At 38.2% G+C, this 24163-nt stretch carries 20 protein-coding genes; 18 read left to right on the top strand and 2 right to left on the bottom strand.

The window, feature by feature from the left end; genetic code table 11:
• Window positions 1–158 precede the first annotated feature (158 nt).
• The 11 genes from ACZ5B7_RS03220 to ACZ5B7_RS03270 all read left to right on the top strand — a co-directional run bounded on the left by ACZ5B7_RS03220 (window position 159) and on the right by ACZ5B7_RS03270 (window position 11558).
• On the top strand, window positions 159–1604 hold the full coding sequence (locus tag ACZ5B7_RS03220) for a spore germination protein (protein WP_464492609.1): 1446 nt from the start codon (window positions 159–161) through the stop codon (window positions 1602–1604).
• Between the two features lie 26 nt (window positions 1605–1630).
• Entirely contained in the window at window positions 1631–2803 is a 1173-nt protein-coding gene (locus tag ACZ5B7_RS03225; RefSeq protein WP_464492610.1) for a Ger(x)C family spore germination protein, read from the top strand.
• Between the two features lies 1 nt (window position 2804).
• On the top strand, window positions 2805–3908 hold the full coding sequence (locus tag ACZ5B7_RS03230) for a GerAB/ArcD/ProY family transporter (protein WP_464492611.1): 1104 nt from the start codon (window positions 2805–2807) through the stop codon (window positions 3906–3908).
• 180 nt (window positions 3909–4088) lie between these two features.
• Complete coding sequence (locus ACZ5B7_RS03235; protein ID WP_464492612.1) at window positions 4089–4610, top strand: cupin domain-containing protein; 522 nt, start codon at window positions 4089–4091, stop codon at window positions 4608–4610.
• Window positions 4611–4815: 205 nt separating this feature from the next.
• The gene (locus tag ACZ5B7_RS03240; protein WP_464492613.1) at window positions 4816–5823 is read left to right on the top strand and encodes a DUF3231 family protein; all 1008 of its coding nucleotides are present in this window, start codon (window positions 4816–4818) and stop codon (window positions 5821–5823) included.
• A gap of 597 nt (window positions 5824–6420) precedes the next feature.
• On the top strand, window positions 6421–6765 hold the full coding sequence (locus tag ACZ5B7_RS03245; RefSeq protein ID WP_464492614.1) for a TIGR04076 family protein: 345 nt from the start codon (window positions 6421–6423) through the stop codon (window positions 6763–6765).
• Window positions 6765–7814, top strand: coding sequence for an aldo/keto reductase (locus ACZ5B7_RS03250; protein ID WP_464492615.1), 1050 nt, complete (start codon window positions 6765–6767; stop codon window positions 7812–7814). The genes ACZ5B7_RS03245 and ACZ5B7_RS03250 overlap by 1 nt, the downstream gene beginning before the upstream one ends.
• A 58-nt stretch (window positions 7815–7872) precedes the next feature.
• The gene (locus ACZ5B7_RS03255; protein WP_464492616.1) at window positions 7873–9336 is read left to right on the top strand and encodes a Na+/H+ antiporter NhaC family protein; all 1464 of its coding nucleotides are present in this window, start codon (window positions 7873–7875) and stop codon (window positions 9334–9336) included.
• 993 nt (window positions 9337–10329) lie between these two features.
• The gene (locus tag ACZ5B7_RS03260) at window positions 10330–10659 is read left to right on the top strand and encodes a hypothetical protein (protein ID WP_464492617.1); all 330 of its coding nucleotides are present in this window, start codon (window positions 10330–10332) and stop codon (window positions 10657–10659) included.
• Between the two features lie 270 nt (window positions 10660–10929).
• On the top strand, window positions 10930–11175 hold the full coding sequence (locus tag ACZ5B7_RS03265) for a hypothetical protein (protein WP_464492618.1): 246 nt from the start codon (window positions 10930–10932) through the stop codon (window positions 11173–11175).
• Window positions 11175–11558: a retropepsin-like aspartic protease family protein gene (locus ACZ5B7_RS03270; RefSeq protein ID WP_464492619.1), complete on the top strand. Its 384-nt coding sequence runs from the start codon at window positions 11175–11177 to the stop codon at window positions 11556–11558. The genes ACZ5B7_RS03265 and ACZ5B7_RS03270 overlap by 1 nt, the downstream gene beginning before the upstream one ends.
• A 689-nt stretch (window positions 11559–12247) precedes the next feature.
• Here the strand turns inward: ACZ5B7_RS03270 and ACZ5B7_RS03275 are convergent.
• Window positions 12248–12907, bottom strand: a complete 660-nt coding sequence (locus ACZ5B7_RS03275) for a hypothetical protein (protein ID WP_464492620.1) — start codon at window positions 12905–12907, stop codon at window positions 12248–12250.
• Between the two features lie 538 nt (window positions 12908–13445).
• Between ACZ5B7_RS03275 and ACZ5B7_RS03280 the strand changes: the two genes are divergently transcribed.
• Window positions 13446–14603 carry a trans-sulfuration enzyme family protein gene (locus ACZ5B7_RS03280; protein WP_464492621.1) on the top strand — a complete coding sequence of 386 codons (1158 nt, stop codon included), beginning with the start codon at window positions 13446–13448 and terminating at the stop codon, window positions 14601–14603.
• Window positions 14604–15278: 675 nt separating this feature from the next.
• Here ACZ5B7_RS03280 and ACZ5B7_RS03285 read toward each other — a convergent pair.
• Window positions 15279–16178 (bottom strand): LysR family transcriptional regulator, encoded by a 900-nt coding sequence (locus ACZ5B7_RS03285; protein ID WP_464492622.1) that lies wholly within the window; start codon window positions 16176–16178, stop codon window positions 15279–15281.
• 283 nt (window positions 16179–16461) lie between these two features.
• Here ACZ5B7_RS03285 and ACZ5B7_RS03290 point away from each other — a divergent pair, with 283 nt between their 5' ends.
• The 6 genes from ACZ5B7_RS03290 (at window position 16462) to nhaC (ending at window position 24009) form a co-directional block, all read left to right on the top strand.
• Entirely contained in the window at window positions 16462–16848 is a 387-nt protein-coding gene (locus ACZ5B7_RS03290; RefSeq protein ID WP_464492623.1) for a RidA family protein, read from the top strand.
• Window positions 16849–16976: 128 nt separating this feature from the next.
• Window positions 16977–18266 carry an aminotransferase class I/II-fold pyridoxal phosphate-dependent enzyme gene (locus ACZ5B7_RS03295; RefSeq protein WP_464492624.1) on the top strand — a complete coding sequence of 430 codons (1290 nt, stop codon included), beginning with the start codon at window positions 16977–16979 and terminating at the stop codon, window positions 18264–18266.
• Window positions 18267–18364: 98 nt separating this feature from the next.
• Window positions 18365–19360 carry a D-cysteate sulfo-lyase gene (gene cuyA / locus ACZ5B7_RS03300; protein WP_464492625.1) on the top strand — a complete coding sequence of 332 codons (996 nt, stop codon included), beginning with the start codon at window positions 18365–18367 and terminating at the stop codon, window positions 19358–19360.
• A 132-nt stretch (window positions 19361–19492) separates the two neighbouring features.
• Complete coding sequence (locus ACZ5B7_RS03305) at window positions 19493–20941, top strand: sigma-54 interaction domain-containing protein (RefSeq protein ID WP_464492626.1); 1449 nt, start codon at window positions 19493–19495, stop codon at window positions 20939–20941.
• Between the two features lie 395 nt (window positions 20942–21336).
• The gene (locus ACZ5B7_RS03310) at window positions 21337–22509 is read left to right on the top strand and encodes a MalY/PatB family protein (RefSeq protein WP_464492627.1); all 1173 of its coding nucleotides are present in this window, start codon (window positions 21337–21339) and stop codon (window positions 22507–22509) included.
• Between the two features lie 27 nt (window positions 22510–22536).
• A complete protein-coding gene (gene nhaC / locus ACZ5B7_RS03315) occupies window positions 22537–24009 on the top strand; it encodes a Na+/H+ antiporter NhaC (protein WP_464492628.1) in 1473 nt (490 codons plus the stop codon).
• The last annotated feature ends 154 nt before the right edge of the window (window positions 24010–24163 follow it).

Genomic DNA, 24163 nt, shown 5'->3' on the forward strand with positions numbered 1-24163 from the left:
AAGGCTAGGTTTCGCAAATAAAATAGGGAAAGATGCATGGGGACGGTTCTCATGCATCACCTATTAGACTAAAATGAGGCAAGAACCGTCCCCATGCCTCATCCGTATATAATCTTCCTAACGGGGGAAATTAAGGAAAAACCAGTTTGGGTGTTTATATGAAAACGGCTAAATCAAGTTTGTCTAAAGTTTTGAACGAGAACTTATCTTTCATTCAAGATTCTTTTCACCATAATAAAGAGTTAATTATCCGATTTTTCTTTTTTTCAGCTGAATCCTCAGGATGTTTGGTGTATTTAGACACTATCGCTGATAAGAAAATGATTCAAGAGCATATCCTGGGCCCATTATTAAAAATAGGGTCATTCTCAATAGATTCGCTTAAAGTGATCGAAAACACCATTGAGATTTCCAAGATAGAGACAATCGATGATTTAAATAAGTTGATAAAAGAGCTGTCTAGTGGAAACACCATCATTCTTGTTGACGGAGTCACACAGTGCATCTCAGCCGATACTGCAGATTGGAAGGACCGTTCCCTTTCTCCGCCACAGGCACAACGTGTGTTAAAGGGACCTCAAATAGGTTTTACTGAGCTCGCCCAAAATAACATTTCTCTTATTAAAAGATATTTTAAAAACGATCAACTCACCATTGAGGATCAGACAATCGGAGAAGAAACCAACACGGGTGTCTTCCTTTTATATTTAACGGAGAAAGTAGACCGTGACATATTAAATCATGTGAAAAGTAAAATGGATTCGATTCATTTAAAGTCGATTCTTGATTCATCGTATATTCAGGAGAGTATATCTGACGATCAAATCACTCCATTTCCTATCGTGTTAACAACGGAACGGCCGGATGTTACTTCGGGGCACCTTTTAGAAGGAAAGATCGTAATTATTTGTGACGGTTCTCCAAATGTATTGATTGTCCCTGCTTTGCTTATGCAATTTTTCCAATCAGCTGATGACTATTATGAAAGCTCTATGTTTAGTGCAGCCAGAATAATTAGAATTGTATCTTTTATTACGTCGATCTTTCTGATTCCTATTTACATTGCCTTTATTTTATTTCATCAGCAACTGATTCCCAGTGAGTTACTTATTAACCTGGCGACGCAGCGGCAGATTGTTCCGTTACCATTAGTTGTTGAAGTGCTCGTCCTCATGATGATTTTTGAAGTGATTTTGGAAACTTCCATCCGCTTGCCTACAGGCATCACATTGGCATTTTCAATTATTGGGACGATTATTTTGGGACAATCTGCCGCTGAGGCGGGGCTTGTCCAATTATCAACATTGGTCATCATTTCAGCAACCTATGTATTGAATTTCTCTGTACCTATTCATCCCTTTGGTAATGCCATTAAAATCATCCGCTATATTCTGGTGTTTCTGGCGAGTACTTTTGGCTTATATGGAATCGTCTTAGGAACGATTGTATTGATTAATCATCTGTCTTCCTTAAACAGCTTTGGTGTCCCATATTTATCACCGATTACACCAGTAAAAACAGCGGATTTTAAAGACACCTTTATTCGTTTTCCATTGAAGAAAATTATTAATACACCGAAAAAATATAATAAGGACGATCTTTAAAAAATAGCCGTAAATGAGTGATTTCTATGAGATATCTTTATGCTCTTTTTATTCTCTTAACGATGGCTTCTATTTTTTTTGCACCTGCAGATAGACATGAATTAAATGAACTCTCCTTTACTTTTGCAATGGGCATAGATGAAGCTAAAGATGGGTATGAACTTTCCCTGCAACTAATCAATCCTGCTGCAATTGCCGGAAAAACGCCCATCCAAAACTCACCCTATATTGTTTATAAAGCAACAGGAAAGACCATTGACTCGGCTTTTGAAAGAATCTCCGTCAACCTTTCACGGTTTGTGCATTTAAGGCAAGTGGAAATCATTATTATAGGTGAAAAGTTAGCTCGGAAAGGGAGAATCAATGAAATTGCAGAATATGTCCTGCACTCTTCCCAGGTTCCTACTAATACCCATATCGTGATTGCCAAAGCTGTCAGTCCAAGTGATTTGCTAAAGGTTTATTCACCTGTAGAAGGGTTTTCAGCATTTGAAATTTCCAACACGATAAAAAAGATTGGAAAGGATATCCCAAAGACATCCTCTGAAATCAAGGTCGATATGGTCAAGGAAGGAAAAGATTTTGCACTGCCTTTCATTCAATTAAAAGGCAATCTAAAAAAAGGGATTACGAAGGGGAACTTTGAAACAACCAGCCCGGCTCATATTGCTTATGGGGGATTGGCGTTATTTAAAGGAAATCAGCTTACTGCTTTTATTGAATACAGGGAAGCGGCCTTTTTGTCCTTACTACAAGGAAGCGCTGCAGGTTATTCCATAGAATCTAGCTGTCCAAAAGAAAAGAAAGATTATTTTGTGTATAGAGTATTTAGCAATTTCGCCAATGATGGAAAAGTCGAGGTACATAAAAATCAATATATCTTTCATTATGATTTGCGGCTGAAAGGCGACATCAGCCAATATCAATGCGGTTTGAACTTGGAAGATCCTAAACAAATAGAACAACTTGAAAAACAACTGAAGAAAACAATACAGATAAAAGTTCATGACCTTCTTACATTAGCTCAAAAAAACGAATTAGATCCACTAGGGTTAGGCCTTATGCTTAGTGAACAGCGCCCCAAGGAATGGAAGAAACTAAAAGAAGACTGGCCGGCACATCTGAAAAATGCTGAAATTAAGCTGAATACAAAGGTTTCCATAAATAGTATCGGGAACTACAAGTCCAGAGGTGACTAAATTGAAGAACAAACCTAACATCGGAATCATCGAAACCATGTTTACGATGCTGCTTTTCCTGATTGGAAGTGCCATTATTGTAGGGATGAATTTAACAGCAGAAAAAAGTTCCTGGATGGTCAATCTTTTCGCCGGCAGCATCGGGCTGCTTCTATTCCACATGTATGTTTATATTTGGAGGAACAACGATTTCAAAAGCTTAGGATACATTTTTAACAAACGTCTCGGAAAACACCTTGGTTCTCTAGTTTCCCTTGTATATGTCCTGTACTTTGCTTACTTGGCTTCACGTGTGTTAACAGATTTTACTTTTTTTATCAATAGTACCTTACTATTTACGATGCATCCTTTCTTTATAAAATCTTCGATCTTTCTGATTGTTGTTTATACATATATGAAAGGATTGGAAGCGTTCATCCGTTCTGCTGTGATTATGGGAACTATAACACTGCTATTCCTCCTATTACTCCCCATCGTCATCATGTTAAGCGGAAGTTTTCGGTGGGAGTATGTTGACCCGATTCTGTCATTTCATTTTGAGAAAATAGTCAGCTTACTTCCAACGATTATGACATTTCCATACGGTGAATTGCTTGCCTTTTTATTAATCTTTCCTTTCCTAAACCGCACGGACATAACAGGTGTATCAAAAAAAGGCACCATCATGATAATCTTTTTTATAATTTTACTGTCTCTTTTTAGCTTTTTAATTATTGGTATCCTTCATCCGGAATTAGCCAAAAACTATACCTTTCCCTTAATCACGGCGATTGAAAGGGTGAAACTCTTTGATTTCATTGAACGGCTGGATACATTGGCGGTGATTATTTTTATCATTGCTGGATACTTTAAAATAACGGTGTTTACATTTGCCAGTATCAACCTTGCGAAGCATACCATGAGCAGGGTAAATCCTAAATTTCTAGCATTTTTGATTTTAACGATCAATTATTTGCTTTCATATACCTATTCGGATAATATTTCCCAACATCTCCAAGTGGGACTGAACGTGATTCCTGCTATGATCCACCTGCCGCTATTGATTCTTTTGCCTGCTTTGGTTCTGATTATAACGTTTATCGGAAGAAAGCGGAGGAAGGCATGACGGCCGTCACTGCATTGATCCTTTCATTTGAAGTGGAGACTCAAGATGTATGATCGAACTTGGTTTTATAGTAATCTCCTATAAGAAATAGAAAACTAAGTTAGCTCCGTACATTAAGGTACCTTCACATAAAATAGTGCATACGATAATTTGTATTAATCTATGAAAGGATTGAATTTGATGAACTATACCCCTTGGATGTATTCATATCCAAATCCATATCAACCCAATGTCCAAATGTATAATAATTATACAAGACAGCCTAATTACTGGAATATGTATGATAACGCAAGAATCCAGGCAAAAGATTATGGACGGAAACCATTTGTAGTCAATATTAATGAGGCTGCCAGGCAGAACAATACCTATCGTACCGCTTTATGGACAGGAAATCATTTGCAAGTTACATTGATGAGTATCAATGTTGGTGAAGACATTGGTTTAGAAATTCATCCTCACATTGACCAATTCTTACGGATTGAACAAGGTCAAGGTGTTGTGCAAATGGGCAAGACAAAAGGGCGTTTAGACTTTGTTCAAAACGTTTATGATGATTTTGCCATTATGATCCCTGCAGGCACCTGGCATAATGTAACCAATACAGGTAATATCCCTTTAAAACTTTATTCTATATACGCTCCTCCACAACACCCCGCCGGAACAGTTCATGTAACTAAAGCACAGGCTTTAGCTTCGGAATAATACAAACCTCGTCCATAGTTACTGTAGCAGTCCGTCCAATTTCTCCATTTACTACTGAGAAATTGGGCTTTTTTATTATGGTAATTTCCTTATCGTTGTAACTCCGCCCTTTTCCTGCTTCGATTTCCATCTATAAAAAGGGGTGCACGAGGAGAATAATATTAAGTGAAAGATTGGAAAAACTAATTGGAAAGGAGTGAATAAAATGAGTGATACAAAAAACCATATGCCAATAGCAGAATTAACCTCAAGCGAGGTATCTAACCTTTGGTCATCCTATTTAAAGAGCAGTATGGAACTTAGACTTTTTGAATATTTTTATGCAAGTACTCAAAGTAACGAAACAAAACAAGTCATCGAAAAAATGTTAAATCAAACTGAAAATAGTATAAATGAACTCAAGGAGATTTTTATCAAAGATAATCTCACTATTCCTCTTGGTTTTACGGATGAAGACGTAAGGGTTGGCGTACCAAAGGTATTTTCCGATACATTTATTTTATATTTTTGTTTTGATCTTACATACCTAGCGATGAGTACATATCCAATTGCATTCTCAGATTGCACTAGAAACGATGTCCGAGAACATTTTCAAAAAAACATTGCCTTTTTTGTGAAAATCCAGAATGAACTTTTAGATTTGATGCTATCACAAGGAGTATATTTGAGTCCTCCACAAGTAGCGATCGATAACGAGGTAGAAATAGCTGATTCCATGCTATATCTTAATGGGTTTTTTGGTGGATCTAGACCTTTAAATGCTCCTGAAATTGCAAATCTATCCAGAATTGTTCATCGAGCACAGTTTTCAAAAATGGTATTTGTCACGTTTAGTAAATTAGCGAAAACAAAAGACCTAAAACAATATTTTAGTAAAGGCAGAGATGGACTCCAAAAAGTGTTAGATTCACTTCAAGAAATTCTTGAAAAAGAAAATATTCCGATATCAGCATCAGGGGACTACAAAATTTCCGATGTAGAGATGTCGCCATTTTCCGATAAGTTAATGTTGTTTTTTACGAATACATGTCTGGGAATATTCTGTTTTGCTATGATAAGTCAGGCTATGACTTCCAGCTTAAGAACAGATATTGTTTCTAAATTGGACAAAATATCTGAGGATATGAAGAAGTATTATGGTCAAGGTCTACTTTTAGCTATAAAAGAAAAATGGTTTGAACAACCTCCTCAAGTAGTAAATAGAAAAGTCTAGTTAATAGATTGCTTCAGCTAAACAGGCATAACTTGAATGTATGAAGGGAATCTTCAACGACATGGCGCAATTCTGGAGCAAGAATTACGCCTTTTTTAATGCAGCTATTAATTTATAAACGATTCATTTGCTTTAACCACTTCTACTCTAATAATATCCGGTTGTTAGAATTCAGGCCGCCGGCTATCCGGTTCTTAATTGAGGAAATTAGGTCCAGTTATCTAAAAATTAAAACTATTATTGACAATAGAAATCTATGATGCTAACATTTCTATAAACCGAAGAAGAGGGAGTAAAACTGTTAAACGGTCTCTCAGCGAATCCGGGATGGTGGAAGCCGGACAGATGCAGTCACAGTAAATGGGCCTCAGAGGGCGAAGCGAACGAAATTTTCTTAGTAGCTTAGACGCATGAGCCAGCGTTACAGGGCTAAGGGTGTGTGAGCACTCTACAAAGTGGGTATGGTTGATACATATCAAACAAGGTGGTACCGCAGGTTAACACTTGTCCTTGAATTATTATTTAATTTGAGGACAGGTGTTTTTTTATTTTTTTATAACCTTAATCAGCTGAAAGTGTTGAAAGGAGTAGGTGCCAATGGAAGATAAATTTACGCTATATAACTTAAAAGTAGAGGTTGTAGCTACCGATCAACCAATGGTATGCAGGCATAAGGAAGGTGACTATTTCTTAGTGATTGGGGAGGACCTGATCTTCCCGGAAACGAATTCATTTTCCATGTATGCTTTAAGCGCGATTTTGCCATTACTGCCGGCAAAGCAGCGGCCATTGCACGGGAATGACTGGATGTTGTCTGATAGTTTAATAGCCTGTCCAGATCCAAACTGCGGTGCCAGATTCAGAATAACCCGCACCGGAACGAAGGAATTTAGTCATGCTGAATGCACAATAGAACCTATACATAAAGGAGACCAACCATAATGGCAGCAGAACGATTTGAATTAGCAAAAGATTATACGATCAGCAGAGTGATCAACGGCTGTTGGCAGCTGTCGGAAGGCCATAGCTTGGAAACAAAATTAGATATGCAAGATGCCATGAAGGCCTTCCATATGCTTGCTGAAAGAGGATTTACGACATTTGATTGTGCAGATATCTATACGGGTACGGAAGAATTCTTAGGTGAATTTTTAACGGAACTAAAAGCTGGGAGCACCCTTTCACCGCATGATATTCAAATCCATACCAAGTATGTACCGGATATCAATTTGCTCAGTGAGGTGGATTACAACTACACAGAAAAAATAATTGACAGAAGCCTCCAACGTCAAAAACGAGAAGTCTTGGATCTGGTGCAGTTTCATTGGTGGGATTATGATGTTCCAGGCTATATTGAGACAGCGGGGGATCTGTTGAAGCTTAAAGAAAAAGGAAAGATCCGCAATATCGCCGTGACCAACTTTGATACGAAGCATTTAAGCGAGCTGGTTGATGCCGGTATCCCGATTGTGTCTTGTCAAAATCAATACTCGATTTTTGATCGACGTCCTGAAAAAGAATTACTAGATTATTGTAAAAGCAAGGGAATTTCCCTGCTATGTTACGGTACATTATCAGGCGGTTTGTTAGCGGAAAAATGGATCGGCCAGCCATCGATTCAACCGGAAACACGCTCACATGTTAAATATTTTCAGGTGATTGAGGATACCTTGGGTTGGGATGGGTATCAGGAATTATTGTTAATGCTGCAACGAATCGGTAAAAAGTATTCTGTCAAGGCTTCTCAGATTGCTACAAAATATATATTGAGCCAGCAAGGAGTCGGGGCATCTATTATTGGCGTTAGAAATAGCCGGCATGTGGAGTCAAATGCGCAAATTTTTAGTTTCGAACTCGAGCACGCCGACATCGAAGAAATCAAACAATACTTAGACAACTATCCAATATTAGACGGTGAACCTTTTGAGTTAGAGCGTACTGTTGGCTCAAAATATCGCAATATTATGAAGATGAATCTAAATGAAGAGTAAGTGAGAGTGTATGTTTAGTCTAGAATAGAGAGTTTAGTAGAGGAGAGGGAGTTTCGATATGAAGAAGAGACTTGAATTTAGAGGTGGATGGGGTACTGCGTTTATTCCAGTTGTGATCTTTCTGTTTTTCTGCGTATTGTATTTTATTGTCTTTAAAGCGTTTGAAATGTATGCTCTCGCAATGGGCGCTTTCGTCGCACTGATGGTCGGTGCCCTTTTTGTAAAAAAGGGTCACTACGATCGCTTCTGGGATTCGGTATATGACGGCGTAAAGGAAGCCGTTCCGATTGCCATTTTGCTGTTCGTCATCGGGATGTTCTCGGAGTTGATCAAAAGCACGAACATTTCGTCAGGTTTCGTGTGGCTTGCCGACCTGCTGGGCGTGGATGGGGGACTATTCACTGCGTTTACCTTCTTAGCAGTTTGTGTCATTTCTACTGCTACTGGGTCATCGATCGGAACCATGTTTACGTGCTTTCCTATTTTCTACCCGGCAGGAGTATTGTTGGGATGCGATCCTGCTGTTCTTGCGGGTGCCATCGTCAGTGCTTCTATTTTTGGTGATAACTTAGCGCCAATATCTGATACCACCATCATTTCTGCAGGAACTCAAGAATATACCAAAAAAGAAGGGTTTGCTGAAATCGGCGGCTGTGTTTCCAGCCGGCTGAAGTATTCCTTGGTCGCAGGTTCTATCTCTTTTGTTCTGTTCTGGATCTTCGGGGGCGGCGGAACGGTAGGTGATGGCGCTTCGGAAATTCTTACGAAAAGCATGAATCCTACCACACTGGTCATGCTGGTTCCGGTAGCAGTTATGTTAATTGCAGCAATAAAGACTCGCAATATCTATATAGCTATTACAATAGGTATCATTTTAGGGACGATAACAGGTCTGGTGTTTAATCTCTTAACTTTCGACAATGTGATCTCCGTTAAGGATGGGGCTCCGAAAGGATTCCTGACGGGCGGTGTCAGCAGCATGATGGCAACGGTCACGTTGGTTATTTCAGTCTACGGCATAATGGGTGTGCTCAATGGTGCGGGAGTGCTTGAAAAAGTCACAAACGGCATCCTTAGCAGCAAAATGGGCAGGACAGTCCGAGGTGCCGAGATCGCAATGATGTTAGGAATTTCGTTTACAACTTTAATCTTCGGCGGCGTCACCAGTGCATCGATGACGACATTTGGAAAAGTACAGAATGAGATTGGCAAACGTGTTGGTTTGCATCCATACCGTCGTTCCTACCTGCTGGATGGTTTTGCGAATGCGATCGTTCTCGTTATTCCTTTTTTAAGTGTTTTTGTATTTATCGGTGCGTTGCTTTCAAAAGGGTATGATTTTGTTGCACCACTATCACTAACACAAGTCAGCAGCGGTATGATTTACTGCATGGTACTGTTCTTGGTTCTATTATCCTCTGTATTAACGGGATGGGGCCGGGAATATGAAGGACCTGGCGGGAAAGTGGTTAGAAATTCTCAAGAATTGAAGCATGGGGACGGTTCTCGTGCTTCAATTTAATGGTACATGAGCAACGGTTCCATATAATGTTTTTGGTATTCTGATTCCCGCGTCTAGGATCGAGAGGTGGGTCCGCACTTATCGGTTGGGGGATCAGGTTAAACACCCGAGCTGGAAAATAGACGGAAAAATTTCGCTTATTTAGTGATTACTATTAAAAAAGGCCTAAATAGACGGAGAATTTTCGCTTATTGAATTGGAAAATGCAAAAATGGGGGATTTTTCTTTGCATAACCGAAAATTCTTCCCTTATTTACCGCAAAACGAGCTCTTTTCTATATTTAACCGTAAAACATTCGCTTATTTTACTTTTGCTGGTTACTCGATTAAGGCCACAAGGCTCATATTTAATAGGGAGTGAGTTTTTCAAAGAGAACGGTGAACAAGTAAGTGATGTATTATATAAATAAGGTTATTGTATTACTAATAAAGAAACTCGCCAATTATAATGGCGAGTTTTACTTTTTTGCCAATACGCCGCTTGTCATTTTGGCACTATTTTAAGAAAAGCACCTCAAAACGGAACCCTTTACTAGTTTGATGTGGAGGTTTTTTTATTGTTTGATATATATAAGTTAGGCTTTAAATGGTTTTTTGAAGAAATTGTTCACATAAATGTAGAAAAGATTTAGATAAGACTAATTTTATTTGAAATGTAATGTGATATTATTTTTTCGTAGGAACGTAGCAAGATGGAAACAAGACAATAAAAATAAATAATTCCGTTTCTGTCCTTCATAATTTTCTCCATCAAAACCACGGTATCATGGAATCCTTAAGAATGTAACACCTCATGAATTAATCAAACGTTTCCGAACACCCTCTTAATTGAATCTCCACATTTTTCTACCGTAGCATCCTTTTTCCTTGCGTAATGTTCAAACGTGAAAGGAGTGATAAGGCATGTAGTCTATTTATTGTCATTTTTCAACTTCCTAAGGCGCAGTATATCATTTCTGGTTTACAAATTTATTTTTGAAGGAGGATTATAAAATGGGTCACGATATTTCAGGATACAATAAAGCAGGAGAAGAAATTGCTTATGCGCGGTTTAGTATGGGGAATTATAATGCTATCTTACTGTACAGTTTTTTTGATGCAAATGATTACAATGCAGGAGTTAGTGGATCAGGCGACAGTTCTACGTACTCAATACAACAAATTGAAATGGCCTTGAATTCCTACAATCATTTATTTGATAAAAGTGATTCCCTATCAGATAATGATCCTTTAAATTGGGATCAAAAACAAATCCTGAATTTTATACTAAACTGTTTAGCAACAGCGCAAAAAGAAGGGAATGTAAGAGTGTGTTTTGGCTAATTTTTTAAGACTGTTGCTGAATTACTCCATTTCGCTGCCGATCTCTATAGCTATTCTAAATAGCCATTACAGCCAATCTTATGTATTTATTTTTCCCCCAAAAAACACCTGCTAGTCTTAGACATATATTCCTTACTAACAAAACCACACCTTGTACTCTATTAAATATCTCTATCGACAAGCAGCATAACATTCTTCAGTTTTATATGATGTTTTTTATTGAACCAAGTATAATATAGGATAATGGGAAAGAGGAGGAGGTCGGCTAATATGAAATGGAAAGAAGTTAGGGAACTCTTCCCTAATCAATTTCTTTTGGTTTCAATTCTTGATTATCATGAAGAAGGTGACAAGAAAATAGTTGATGAAGTAGCCCCAATAAGAACCATTTCTCAAAAGGAAGCCACCAAAGAATTCTTTCAGGCTAAAGAAGGAACTGTAGTTTATCACACTTCTAATGAAGAGTTTGTGATTCACATTAGAAGAGATCCTTTAATGAAAGTGAGAAGGAAATAATGAAGCTTTCATATGACGGGCAACTAATTACAACAACTTTTTATGTGGAATTTCGAGGAAGGTCAATAAAAATTAGTGATGTAATAGTAGATACAGGATCTTCCCATACTGTAATTAGCCCGGATATTTTGGAGGAAATTGGGGTTAATTATGAAAATGGAGATATGATTTATGAAGCTTATGGAATTGGTGGCACTGTCCCATTTTATACAAAGGTTATGGATAAAATAAAAATTGATTCATTTGCAATAAAAGAATTTGAAATAGATGTAGGGATGTTACCTAATAGTCACAATGGATTACTCGGATTGGATATTCTAAAATCTTATAATTTTACAATTGACTTAGAAAACTTGGAGTTAATTCCATCTACTAATATTTGAATTTTACTGTACACATTTGTAAAGAGGAGGAGTAACTGAACGCTGAAAGTACTTGAATGGGTCCTTTAACTTACCAGGACGTCATGCGTTGATGCATATACCCTAGACAAGTGAAGTGCGTGTCGTTTTTCGGTTGGAATTGAAGATGTAGAAGATATTTGGAAGGATCTAAAAATGGCATTACAATAACGGTGCGGCTTTGGCAATTCGTTAAGAGTTAAGGTTAAATATGACCTAGATTCTTGGGGTCAGACCCCGTTTTGGGGTTAAAATAAACTATGGAGAGGGGAAGTCCCTCTCCATATATATTTTGGTGTAATTTCATTCATATTGGCAATAATACAAAACCTTTAAGTTTACAAAGGGGACGTACACATGGATATGGAAATGCTACAAAACTTACTTGTTAAAGGAATATTTAAAATTTAATTCGTTGCAATAATGCTGAGATGTTGTTGTGCATAGGTAGATTTTCTGTTTTTCAGGAATCTTTTTCTCTTAGTGTTTTTACACTTAACTAATAAATAACAAACGTCTCCTAAAAAGTAGGAAACGGTCTAATGGTACTTACGATTTGTGGTGAATCCATCTTCAGATATATCCACCACCACCGTCATATATTATTCATCTATATCAATAATCTTCGCTAATTCGTTTTAATATGCTATACCGAGATTAGTAGTACGACATCAAACAGGGGGTTCGATAGCTAAGAATCCTCCGCCTGATCCCGGTGCAGCCCCTGATCCTGTACAGTTTACATTAAATGAAACTGCGGTTGAAACGGTCTGTCCGTTTACTGTGGTTGTTGCAGTGACCGTTGCTGTTCCAGTTGTCCCTGTCCCAAAAAATACAGATACTTCGAACGCACCACTAGCAAATGTGAAGGTTGCCTGAGCGGCTAATACCCCGTTAATAAATAATTCAAAGTCAATGGTTACTGGGAATGGAACTACTTCTCCTGAGCAGGTCACCGTCCCAGGAATGTTAAACAAACAAGGATTCACTTCCGTAGCCGTCATTTGAATACTGCATAACGTTCCAATTAAGTCAAGAATATTTCCAAATTTGAATTCCAATAACATTTCTTTCTTAATCACATCACGAATTGTTCTTTGGACACTTGAATCGAGATTAAGCAGATTTGTCAATGAAACAGCTGCAGGAGAGAACTCACGTCCAGGAGTACGTAATGTTCCAAGAACAAATTGAAGCTTTTCGGCTTCTGCGTTCATTAGGTGAGCCAGAGATAATTCCTCAAGGGCAACAGAAGCCAACAGTAAAGGAACTGTCTGTGCTGTCGAAAGAGAAATTGTTGGCGTGATATTATTAATATTAGCTTGAGACATTTTTTCACCTCCTTATCCATTGTTCTTTATATATTATTAAAAAAACATAGCAAAGACTGTATACTTGTCCTGTTATAAAATGGATTTTCTCCTTTGCAGATAATGGAGGAGGGAATCTTCTATATTTAGACTATAGAATGAATGAAAACCAGCCACCCATCGTTTTTTAGCATCATGAAAGAGCCATTAGCAAGGTGGTTGATTGGGGGCTGCCCCGTTCAAGCTGTAGTTTTATAAAATGTTGTTAAAGCCGATTTTAAATTCGAAATCGGCCGTTTTCATTTTTGCAAAAGAAAAAGCATAAAATCCCTTCCAACTTTGGAAAAATATTATCGAAATTGCCAAAGTGGTAAGTTCGATTATTCCTACGTTTTCCAGCGCACCTTCGCAAAAATAAAAATAAATAAAGAATTATACAATTAAAAATGTACATTTAATAAGGTTTACAGAGTTGGCATAACTTTTGCATATACTGCTTATAGGAAGAAATAAAAACGGCAGCATTTCAGATTAACGAAAATTAGGAGGCGTCATACTCATGAACTATTCATCAAAACTGGTAAAAGTAAATAAAGATCCAGGGCATGGCTCACACATCGCCCCTGTTTATTTGACCTCAACATTTGTTTTTGATAATGCAGAAGTAGGAGCTCAACGCTTCGCAGGAGAAGATCCAGGATTTATGTATTCACGCCTGGGGAATCCAAATGTAAGAGAACTGGAAGAGAAGGTAGCCGAATTGGAATTTGGTGAAGGTTGTTTGGCTTTCTCATCCGGAATGGCTGCCATAACGGGCTGCCTTTTTGGCGTTTTGCAGGCTGGAGATCACGTTGTTGCACACACAGCGTTGTATGGGGCGACACATGCATTTCTATCCAAAACGGTAAAAAAGTTTGGAATTGATGTAACTTTTGTACCGTTTAAGACAGGGGAAGAGCTTGAACCACACATTACAGATCAAACAAAAGTGGTCTACTTTGAAACCCCCTCCAATCCTACACTTTCCTTAGTGGATATGAAAAGTGTAGCGGCGATCGCTAAGCAAAAAGGGATCTTGACTGTTGTTGATAATACGTTTTTGTCCCCATATTTACAAAATCCAATACAATATGGCATTGATATTGTCGTCCACAGTGCAACAAAATACTTGTCGGGTCATGGATACCTTATTGGCGGACTCGTGATTTCCAGCAAGGAAATAATTGAGCCGATGCGAAAAGAAGTGCAGAAGACGATGGGAGCCAATTTGTCCCCTATGGATGCCTGGCTTCTCTATCAAGGAATACGTACATTGCACGTTCGCATGGATCGCTCACAAGAAAATGCACAAATTTTGGCGGAACGTTTGGAAAAACATAAGGCAATAGAAAAGGTTTACTTTCCGGGATTGGCCAGTTTTGAAGATAAAAATATCATGAAGAAACAAATGAAAGGTCCTGGGGCGATGATTTCTTTTGTCTTGAAAGATGGATACGAGGCTGGTGTTAAACTTATGAATTCAGTAAAACTGAGCACTTTAGCAGTTTCGCTGGGGGATGTAGGTACATTAATTCAACATCCAGCTTCGATGACACATGCAATCATCCCTAAGGAAGAAAGAGAAAAAGCAGGTCTCGATGATGGACTCGTTCGTTTCTCGGTTGGAATTGAAGATGTAGAAGATATATGGAAGGATCTTGAAATGGCATTACAATAACGGTGCGGCTTAAGGAATTCGTTAAGCGTTAAGGTTAATATGCTCTGGAAAAGTCGAACTAGATATAGAGGGCGCACTACTATGCTGACTTAGCAGCCATGTTGCCGCCTCAAATTATATAAAAGCCGAAAATATGCAAGTTTCTATTTGTTTTTATGCATATTTTTGGTTTTTTTACATATTACACAGTCTTACTCCTGTTAAAAAGGAAGATCGTCATCATCTATAATGGATTGGGCAGATCTTTTCAATGGCTCCATTGTTGGGTGAAAAGATCGCAAATGAAATCTAACTCGATGTTTGTATCGCTGGAAATCAAATAATCTCTCACTGTATGCATTTACACGACCCAATTGTACTGATATCAAAGGAAGCTATTTTTTAACCCTATCCAGTTTGATATCGTCGTATTCTTTTATTTTCATATAGAGTTCCACCCCATGCATTATCATTCAAAAAAGGATAAAGAGAGTCCTTTATTTTTTACTTATGCAGAATTTCCTCCAATTTTAAAAAAAACAGGTAGGTTAGTCATGTTACGACCTATGCTAAGTTGCTCTCCTTTTGTCCCTCATTTTCTAACTTTATCATGAGTACAAGTTTGACAAATCTCAAGGCGATGGAGTCAAGAGTTAAGCACGTTTTTAACTTCGGAACTTGAGGTGGTCTATTAGTTTAAGGAAGAAGCAATTTAACGCCATCAAGGGCATTAATGGTATTCTTAAGTATTTCTATAAAAGGCTCCATATACTCTGATTCATTATGTGGCTTACTTATTAAAAATATATTTCTGTCCGGTGGGTTGTTGATGAATTTTCGAGTGGTTAATAACGGATTCCTCAGAAAATACTCCAAGGCTGATGCTGGAACAAATGTCCATATATTTTTATTTAAAGATGTAAGAAAATCTTCAACAAGTAAAATTAAATCAGTTTCAATAAGCGGTTCATGCTGTGTTTTAAACCAACGATCAAACCAAATCATATATTCTGATGAATACGGAGAATAGACAGCATTTGAAACAGAAAGCATTTTAGGTTCAACTATATCTGGATAGTCTGAATCAGTTCGGCATATAAAATGCATTTTTTCACTATAGGCAGGTAAGGATGTAACCCCTTTAAAATAATAGTTAGCACCTACTAATGCAATCTCAATACTTCCGTTAGCGACTCTTTGATAGCATTCACGATAGTTTAATGTTCTCAAACGAAGTGCCAAGTCAGGAAATTTTTTGATCATTTCATTATAAACTTTGGGCAAAACAAATAAATGTGGTCCATCTGAAGATGCTACACGGAATAAGTTATATTGTTTGATAGTATCTAGTGCCTTTGCATCAATCCAAATTTCTTTGAAGCGATTTGCAATAGATATAAAAGAGTTCCCTTTTTCAGTAAGTTTTGTTTTTCGAACACCTCTTTGTCTAATAATCAATGGATACCCAAGTTCTTCTTCAAGCTGCGAAATACGTTTACTTAAAGCAGGTTGGGAGATGTGAATGGCCTCAGCGGCTTTTGTTAGTGTTTCGTACTTTACAACTGCTAGAAATGCTTCTATTTCATAATAGTTCATTAACCAATCTTTCCTTTTTATAATATAACTTTTGGCTATATTATAAATAGAATTAATCCATTATTCAACCAAACGATTATATTTTATAATAGCGGTAACATAAAAAGACCTTTTATAAATAATATCTTGGAGGAGGCAGTTAATAGGTGTAACCAGTGATGAAGTGATACTAACACGATATACAAAACGAAAAAATGGACAGATTTAAAAGGAACACGAAATTCATCCATCAATCAGTCTAACTGTTGATAAATGAACATTTATAGAGGGAGGAAAATGATTTATGAAAATAGTAGAAACTAAACATGCACCAGGAGCGATTGGACCATATTCACAGGGAGTTATAGTGGATGGATTGGTATATACGTCCGGTCAAATTCCAGTAAATCCAGAAGATGGAACGGTAGGAAATACGATTATAGATCAGACCGAACTGAGTTGCCGTAATGTAGGAGCAATTCTTGATGAAGCAGGAAGTGGATTTGAATATGTCTTTAAGACCACATGTTTCCTAGCAGATATGACAGATTTTGTGGCCTTTAATGAAGTTTATTCAAAGTATTTTGTATCAAAACCAGCAAGAAGCTGTGTAGCGGTTAAGGAACTTCCAAAAGGCGTTCTTTGTGAGATAGAAGCAATTGCTGTAATGCCAAGAAAGCAAGCTGAATAAAAGTGAATTCAGTTTAACTGAGTACTTTAGGAGTTTCCCTGGGTGATGTAGGTACATTAATTCAACATCCAGCTTCGATGGCATATGAGGTCATTCCTACGGAAGAAAGAGAAAAAAGGAGGAATAAAATGCTAAACCCATTGGCATTAGAATTAAATCATGTTATAGAAGAACGGAATAAACCAGTATTTGAGATGCTTTCATTGTTAGGGAAATCCTTGTATTTTCCAAAAGGGATTGTCAGCCAAGCTGCGGAGGCAAGGGGAAAAGCGGATCGATTCAATGCAACCATCGGGATCGCTTCAGAGGGTGGGCAGCCCATTTATATGGATGTGATTCATCAAAACCTTTCCTCCTATCATCCGAAAGACCTGTATCCGTATGCACCTACTGAAGGAAAACCGGAACTGCGTGAGGTTTGGAGAAAAAAGCTCCTGAAGGATAACCCCTCCCTAGAAGGAAAAGAAATTGGTACCCCGATTGTGACAACCGGGCTGACCCATGGCTTGAGTATCGTATCGGACCTATTTGTGGAAAAAGGCGATTCGATTATACTGCCGGATAAGTATTGGGATAACTATCATATACTCTTCAACATCCGCCATGGCAGTGAGACCGTGACCTATCCTTTATTTACGAAAGAAAATAAATTTAATATAGAAGGTTTGCTTGCGGTCCTTTTATCCTGCAAAAATGGTAAAGCGATTCTTGTGCTTAATTTTCCGCATAATCCTACCGGGTATACTCCTACGGAGAAAGAGGCAGAAGGAATTCTTGAGACAATCAAGCAGGCAGCAGATCTCGGGGTTAATATTGTTGCTGTTATGGATGATGCTTACTTTGGATTATATTACGAAGATTCAATCAAGGAATCTATTTTTGCCCGTTTAGTAGGATTACACCCAGGTGTTCTCCCAATTAAAATTGATGGGGCAACGAAAGAAGAGTATGCTTGGGGTTTTCGTGTTGGGTTTCTCACATTTGGCATTGAAGATCCACTGGTTTTAGAAGCGTTGGAGAAAAAGACGATGGGTTCCATTCGAAGTACAATCTCATGCAGTCCGCACCTTTCCCAAACCATCATTTTGGATTCTTTGTTACATCCTGAATTTGAAATGCAGCGCAGGGAGAGAAATAAAGTAATGGAAGACAGGGCCAAACGGGTCAAAGAGATCTTAGCTGACGGGAAATATGCGGATGAATTCGAACCTTATCCCTTCAACTCAGGATATTTCGTATGCCTTCGCATCAAGCATTCCGATGCTGAAACACTAAGGAGCCACTTGCTCAATCAGTATGGAGTGGGTACCATCTCCCTTGCCAAGACAGACCTTCGGATTGCATTTTCCTGTGTTGAATTAAAGGATCTGGACAGCCTTTTTGAACTTATCTATCAGTCTTGTAAAGAATTGAATTAGTGTAATATATATCTATGAATTTTAGAAAGTTTTCCCTTACTCTTTTCTTTCAATTATATATAATTAGCCTAATACAGAGGATACAGGAGGAGATTCATATGAATCTAGCACAATTTCCTAGAAAGCGATATACAACCGCCTATACACCTATTGAAAAATTACATCATTTATCTGAGGTTCTTGGGGGTCCTTCCATCTATATGAAACGGGATGATTTACTTGGGCTGACGGCTGGTGGAAATAAAACAAGAAAGCTGGAGTTCCTTGTTGCAGACGCAGTAGAAAAAGGTGCGGATACAATAATTACCTGTGGAGGCATTCAATCCAATCATTGTCGTTTAACGCTAGCTGCTGCGGTGAAAGAGAATATGAAGTGTATTCTTGTATTGGAAAAGGGGCTTTTAACCGATTCTGAGCCAGATTTTAATGGGAATTATTTCTTGTATCATTTACTGGGGTCTGAAAAAGTCAAGGTTGTGCCGAATGGGACAGACTTGATGAAAGAAATGCAGCAGGTTGCGAATGAGGTAACAGAAGAAGGACATACACCTTATATCATTCCGGTTGGGGGATCGAATCCGATTGGGGCAACAGGTTATGCTGCGTGCGCTCAGGAGATTTTGGCACAGTCCTTCGATCAAGGAGTCCCGCTCAATAACGTTGTTTGTGTTAGCGGCAGCGGCGGAATGCATGCAGGTTTGGTGACAGGCTTTTATGGAAGTCAAAGTAATATTCCGGTAATTGGAATGAATATAAGCAGAGGGAAAGCGGAACAAGAAGAGAAAGTCTTTCAGCTTGTTAAAGAAACTTCAGCATATATTGGCATCCCAAGTTCAATCCCGCGTGAGGCGGTTACGTGTTTTGATGAGTATGTCGGACCGGGCTATGCTATACCTACCCCCGAAATGGTCGAGGCTGTCAAGCTCATGGCAAGAACAGAAGGTGTTTTACTCGATCCAGTCTATACAGGTAAAGCGGCAGCGGGACTAATTGATTTAATCCAAAAAGGCTTCTTTAAGCGGGAAGATAACATTCTATTTGTGCACTCTGGCGGATCCCCAGCGTTATATGCCAACACATCGCTCTTCCAGTAAAGTTTTTGTTACTAAAATGTCAGAGAACCTTATCAATTTTAAAAAATCATCATAAATTTGGCTTGAAAATTGTACAGAGAATAATGATACGGAAAAATTTAAAAGCACTTGAGCACGCAGGAGGGAGAAAACGTGAGGGGTATCACTCAAAATCGGGAATTTATTCAATTATTTTCGGAAAACCTTACGGCGGTACTTGGCTTTGATATCACCATACTTGACCGCAACGGTAATCGGGTTAGTGGAACAGGAAGTTATCAACAGCAAATTGGCAAACCTGCACCTGATGGCTCCTTGTTGCGGGCTGTAATGAAAACTGGCAGACCCGATATGACCTATGATGTCATTAAAAATGAATCCCATTGTATGAGTTGTAAATTTTTTCAGGAATGTAAAGAGACAGCAACCATTGGTTTTCCAATCGTCAAGGGAAGTGAAACATTAGGAGCCATAGGGCTTATGGGCTTTTCAACGGAACAAAAAGAAAAGATGATCGAAAATGCAGAATCACTTAAGGAATTTCTACAACATCTAAGTCTTATAGTAGAATCCCAGCTAATCTCGCAAAATGAAAGATTCCAAGCACAATGCAATTTATACGAAGATACATTAAATGTCCATAAAGTCATTACCTTTGATAGCTTCATCAGCAAAAATGAGGATATGAAAGATGTGATCCGAAAAGCCAAGCGTATTGTAAATAGTACGTCAAACGTTTTAATTAGAGGTGCAACGGGAACGGGGAAAGAGGTATTGGCGAAGGCGATCCATTATGAAGGGAATCGGAAAACTCACCCCTTTATTGCGGTTAATTGTGCCGCTATACCGGAGAGTTTACTAGAAAGTGAATTATTTGGCTATGCGGGCGGGGCCTTTACTGGGGCAAACCGGGAAGGAAAAGCAGGGAAGTTCGAACTGGCAAATAATGGAACTCTGTTTCTTGATGAAATAGGAGATCTCCCTCTTTCTTTGCAGCCTAAACTTCTTAGGGCCTTACAGGAACGACAGATTGAAAGGGTGGGAGGAAGCAAATCTCTGCCTGTAAATGTTCGTGTGATAACGGCAACACATCGCAATTTAGAAGAAATGGTTCAAAACGGTACCTTCCGCGAGGATTTATATTATCGAATCAATGTGATTCCGCTACATACAAAGTCATTGAAGGAGAGGAGGGAGGACATTCCCTTCTTTCTCCAATACTTCATATGTAAGTATTGTTCAATCTTAAACCGCCCATTCATGACGGTGGACCCGCAGTTAGAAAAATGGCTAATCCAATATGATTGGCCCGGGAATATCCGGCAGTTAGAAAATGTTGTGGAGTATATGGTGAATATGGCAGAATCGGAGGTGATCGGTTTTCTTGATCTTCCGGATTATTTGTACCAGATTCAGGCACCTATTCATACCAAAGGGTTAAGCTTAGATGAGATGGTGGCCGAATATGAAAAATCCATTATTCAAAGTTTCTTCATGAGTGGTCAAGGCCGAAATGATAAAGAAAAAGTGGCCGATGAATTGAAAATTAGTTTATCGACACTTTATCGTAAGCTAGAACGGCACAATATAAAAGTTTTCTAATCTCTTCCTAAGATTAGGAGTTTTTTCCATCTTCTATTGATTCTAAGGGAGAATATTTTTGAATAATTAAAAAAGCATTTTTCAGATTTGGGAATAGATGACCAGTACTGAATGGCAGGCTTTCACTATCATCATCGCAGAATTGATAATTTCACCTTTTATTTGGAAGCAGGAATGTTGAATAAACAAGGATTTTATTTTGGCACAACTCTTGCATAATAAGTAACTGAAAAAGGAGGAGGTGGAGTATATTTGAAGAGGGTAGATATTGTAGCGGATTTAATTTTCGGAACATTATAATGATACAGAAAAGTAAAACTGATAATTAACAAATTTCGGTTTACGTAAAAATGAAAACGCATACGTAATTACTTTTAAAAAACGAGGGGAAATTGATGCGACACAACTTTGATGAAACCATAAATAGAATCGGTACCGATTCGGATAAGTGGGATCATGAGGGAAAGAGCGGCACTTTGATTCCACTAGGCATTGCCGATACTGACTATAGGGCGCCAAGTGAAGTATTAGATGCTGTAAGGAGAAAAGTAGACTTTGGGGTATTCGGGTATGGACATTTTCCGCATGATCGATTTACTGATGCTATAAAAGGTTGGTATGGACGCCATCATAAAATCGATATTAAGAAAGATCAAATTAGTTATGCTCCCGGATTAATGACAGGAGCTTTATGGATGTTTTTAGATGCCTATACCAATCCCGGAGACAAAGTAGTGATACAGCCCCCAGTCTATGCCACATTTAAAAGGGTAATTGAGAACTTTAATAGAAAAACAATGGACAATCCGTTACTATTTCGCGAAGGAGATTATCATATTGATTTTGAAGATTTGGAAGACAAACTAAAGAGGCCTGATGTGAAAATCCTCCTTGTATGTAATCCTGCAAATCCAGTTGGACGGGTGTGGACAAAAGAGGAAATGCAGAAAATGTACGATTTATGCCGCGAGAATAATGTGATGATTATTAGTGATGAAATTCATAGCGATATGATTCACAAAGGGCTGTCTTTTCACTCCTTTTTAGAATTTTGCGAGGAAGAAGATCAAAATGTGGTGGTCATGAACTCTCCAAGCAAAACCTTTAATTTAGCATCTTTCTTTAGTGCCTATGTGATTGTAAAAAATAAAAATTTAAAGAAAGCCTTTGATGAGATTTACGTAAAATATCATTTTGATTATAACTATTTAGGTGTTGAGGCTTTAATTACTGCTTACAATGAATGCGATTATTATGTGAATGAATTAAATGACTATTTACGCAGCAATATTGATTTTTCTTTGAAATATATCAACAAATATCTGCCAAAGTTAACGGTTCAGTATCCTGATTGTTCCTATTTATTATGGATCGACTGTGAAAAGTTAGGTTTAAATAGTAAAGCGCTGGCTGAATTTTTCGAAGAGTCTGGGGTTAGAGTAAATGCTGGGGAATCGTATGGAAAAGATAGTGGTCATTTTGTAAGAGTAAACATTGCTTGTACAAGGTCCTTACTAGAACGCGCATTAAAACAGATTAAGGTAAATTATGATAAATATGGTTTTTAAAAACTAATACAATGTGGGGTTTTGTCTATGGGGAACAAACCTGAAGGTCACGGAAATGCAATTGTTTCGTGGGATGTTCAATCGTATAAATTTCCGGTGTCATTTAAATATGCATTGATTTCTGTCTTGGTATTCTTCGGATTGCTGCTTACGGGAACACTTGGTTTTGGTGCATCCCTGGAATTAATGTTCTTGTTGTTATGGATTGTCGTGGCCTTGCTGGTCATGAAACTAGGATACAAATATAATGAAGTTCAAAATATGGCTTGGGAGATGGGAAAGCAGTCTTTTGAACCGAATACGATTATTTTAGTAGTTGGCGTAATGATTTCTACTTGGATGGCTTCTGGTACAATTCCTTATATTATGTATTGGGGGTTAGAAATCATTTCACCGCAATTCTTTTTAATCACGGCTTTGCTCCTTACATCCGCAACTTCCCTTGCAACTGGAACCTCGTGGGGAACCTTGGGTACGGTTGGATTGGCATTAATGACAGTTGGTAATGCGCTTGGCATTCCCCAAGCCATGACAGCAGGTGCCATTATTTGCGGTTCCTTCTTCGGAGATAAGTTATCACCGCTGTCTGACAGTACCATTTTAGCAGCAACCGTTGCTGGTTCTAAAGTAATGTCGCACGTTAAACATATGTTATGGTCAACTGTCCCATCGTATATTCTTACCGCTATCATATTTTTCTTTTTAGGTTTAAAGTATGGAAAAGAAGGATCGAATTTACAGCAGATTGATGAAATAACAGGCATAATTGCAAAGAATTTTGATTTATCTTGGATTTCATTGCTGCCTCTCCTTATTGTACTGGTGATGCTTGTGAAAGGCATCCCATCGATTATTTCGCTGTTAATGGGTGTGTTTAGCGGCCTGGCTGTTGCTGTTTTTACTCAGGGATTTCATATAACTAAAATGTTTGATATCATGACCAATGGATTTGTATTTAAAAGCGGCAGTGAGTTAGTGGATCCTATCCTTAGCAGAGGCGGGCTCTACAGCTTAATGAGCTCATTCCTTGTTGTCCTTTTAGCAATGTGTGTAACGGGCATGTTAGAACAATCAGGCATTCTGAGTGCTTTAGTAGAGCCATTAGTTAAACAAACCCACGGCTCTACTTTTAAAGTAACACTAGCGACAATGTTGATTGCATTAATCACAAATATGATCGGCTCATCGATGTTATTAACTGCGATTGTAGCAGGTTCACTTATGAGAAATGTCTATAAAAATAATAATTTGGCGCCCGAAAACCTTTCGCGTAATATCGAGGATGTTGGGACAATGGGTGCACCAATTATCCCTTGGAACTCCAACGCCATCTATTGCTCGCAGATGTTGGCAGTATCGCCATTAGTCTATTTCCCATATGTCTTCCTGGCCTTCTTGGTGCCATTATTCGATTTAATTTATGGTGCTACTGGATTTGCCATAAAGAAGTTAAAGCCTGAGAAGCTCGAGGATGTTGAAACAGCAACGAAAGCGGTCTAAGTAAATAGGTTTTTATGTAGGCGATTCCTGATCACATTATAGGAATCGCCTTTTCTTATTTGGTAAGTTGTCCATGTTTTCTTGGTCTTGAAAAAATCTTTCTCAAACGTGATAGAAAATAGGAATGATTAACCTTTAAGAGACTGAAAAAATA

This window comes from Neobacillus sp. S1115, assembly GCF_055385565.1.

Excerpts from the sequence above, each read along its gene's own strand:
- ACZ5B7_RS03295 (WP_464492624.1), top strand. The coding sequence starts at position 16,977 with ATGCTAAACCCATTGGCATTAGAATTAAATCATGTTATAGAAGAACGG.
- cuyA (WP_464492625.1), top strand. The coding sequence starts at position 18,365 with ATGAATCTAGCACAATTTCCTAGAAAGCGATATACAACCGCCTATACA.
- ACZ5B7_RS03225 (WP_464492610.1), top strand. The coding sequence starts at position 1,631 with ATGAGATATCTTTATGCTCTTTTTATTCTCTTAACGATGGCTTCTATT.
- ACZ5B7_RS03260 (WP_464492617.1), top strand. The coding sequence starts at position 10,330 with ATGGGTCACGATATTTCAGGATACAATAAAGCAGGAGAAGAAATTGCT.
- ACZ5B7_RS03250 (WP_464492615.1), top strand. The coding sequence starts at position 6,765 with ATGGCAGCAGAACGATTTGAATTAGCAAAAGATTATACGATCAGCAGA.
- ACZ5B7_RS03270 (WP_464492619.1), top strand. The coding sequence starts at position 11,175 with ATGAAGCTTTCATATGACGGGCAACTAATTACAACAACTTTTTATGTG.
- ACZ5B7_RS03275 (WP_464492620.1), bottom strand. The coding sequence starts at position 12,907 with ATGTCTCAAGCTAATATTAATAATATCACGCCAACAATTTCTCTTTCG.
- ACZ5B7_RS03255 (WP_464492616.1), top strand. The coding sequence starts at position 7,873 with ATGAAGAAGAGACTTGAATTTAGAGGTGGATGGGGTACTGCGTTTATT.
- ACZ5B7_RS03245 (WP_464492614.1), top strand. The coding sequence starts at position 6,421 with ATGGAAGATAAATTTACGCTATATAACTTAAAAGTAGAGGTTGTAGCT.
- nhaC (WP_464492628.1), top strand. The coding sequence starts at position 22,537 with ATGGGGAACAAACCTGAAGGTCACGGAAATGCAATTGTTTCGTGGGAT.
- ACZ5B7_RS03235 (WP_464492612.1), top strand. The coding sequence starts at position 4,089 with ATGAACTATACCCCTTGGATGTATTCATATCCAAATCCATATCAACCC.
- ACZ5B7_RS03285 (WP_464492622.1), bottom strand. The coding sequence starts at position 16,178 with ATGAACTATTATGAAATAGAAGCATTTCTAGCAGTTGTAAAGTACGAA.
- ACZ5B7_RS03240 (WP_464492613.1), top strand. The coding sequence starts at position 4,816 with ATGAGTGATACAAAAAACCATATGCCAATAGCAGAATTAACCTCAAGC.
- ACZ5B7_RS03310 (WP_464492627.1), top strand. The coding sequence starts at position 21,337 with ATGCGACACAACTTTGATGAAACCATAAATAGAATCGGTACCGATTCG.
- ACZ5B7_RS03265 (WP_464492618.1), top strand. The coding sequence starts at position 10,930 with ATGAAATGGAAAGAAGTTAGGGAACTCTTCCCTAATCAATTTCTTTTG.
- ACZ5B7_RS03290 (WP_464492623.1), top strand. The coding sequence starts at position 16,462 with ATGAAAATAGTAGAAACTAAACATGCACCAGGAGCGATTGGACCATAT.
- ACZ5B7_RS03220 (WP_464492609.1), top strand. The coding sequence starts at position 159 with ATGAAAACGGCTAAATCAAGTTTGTCTAAAGTTTTGAACGAGAACTTA.
- ACZ5B7_RS03280 (WP_464492621.1), top strand. The coding sequence starts at position 13,446 with ATGAACTATTCATCAAAACTGGTAAAAGTAAATAAAGATCCAGGGCAT.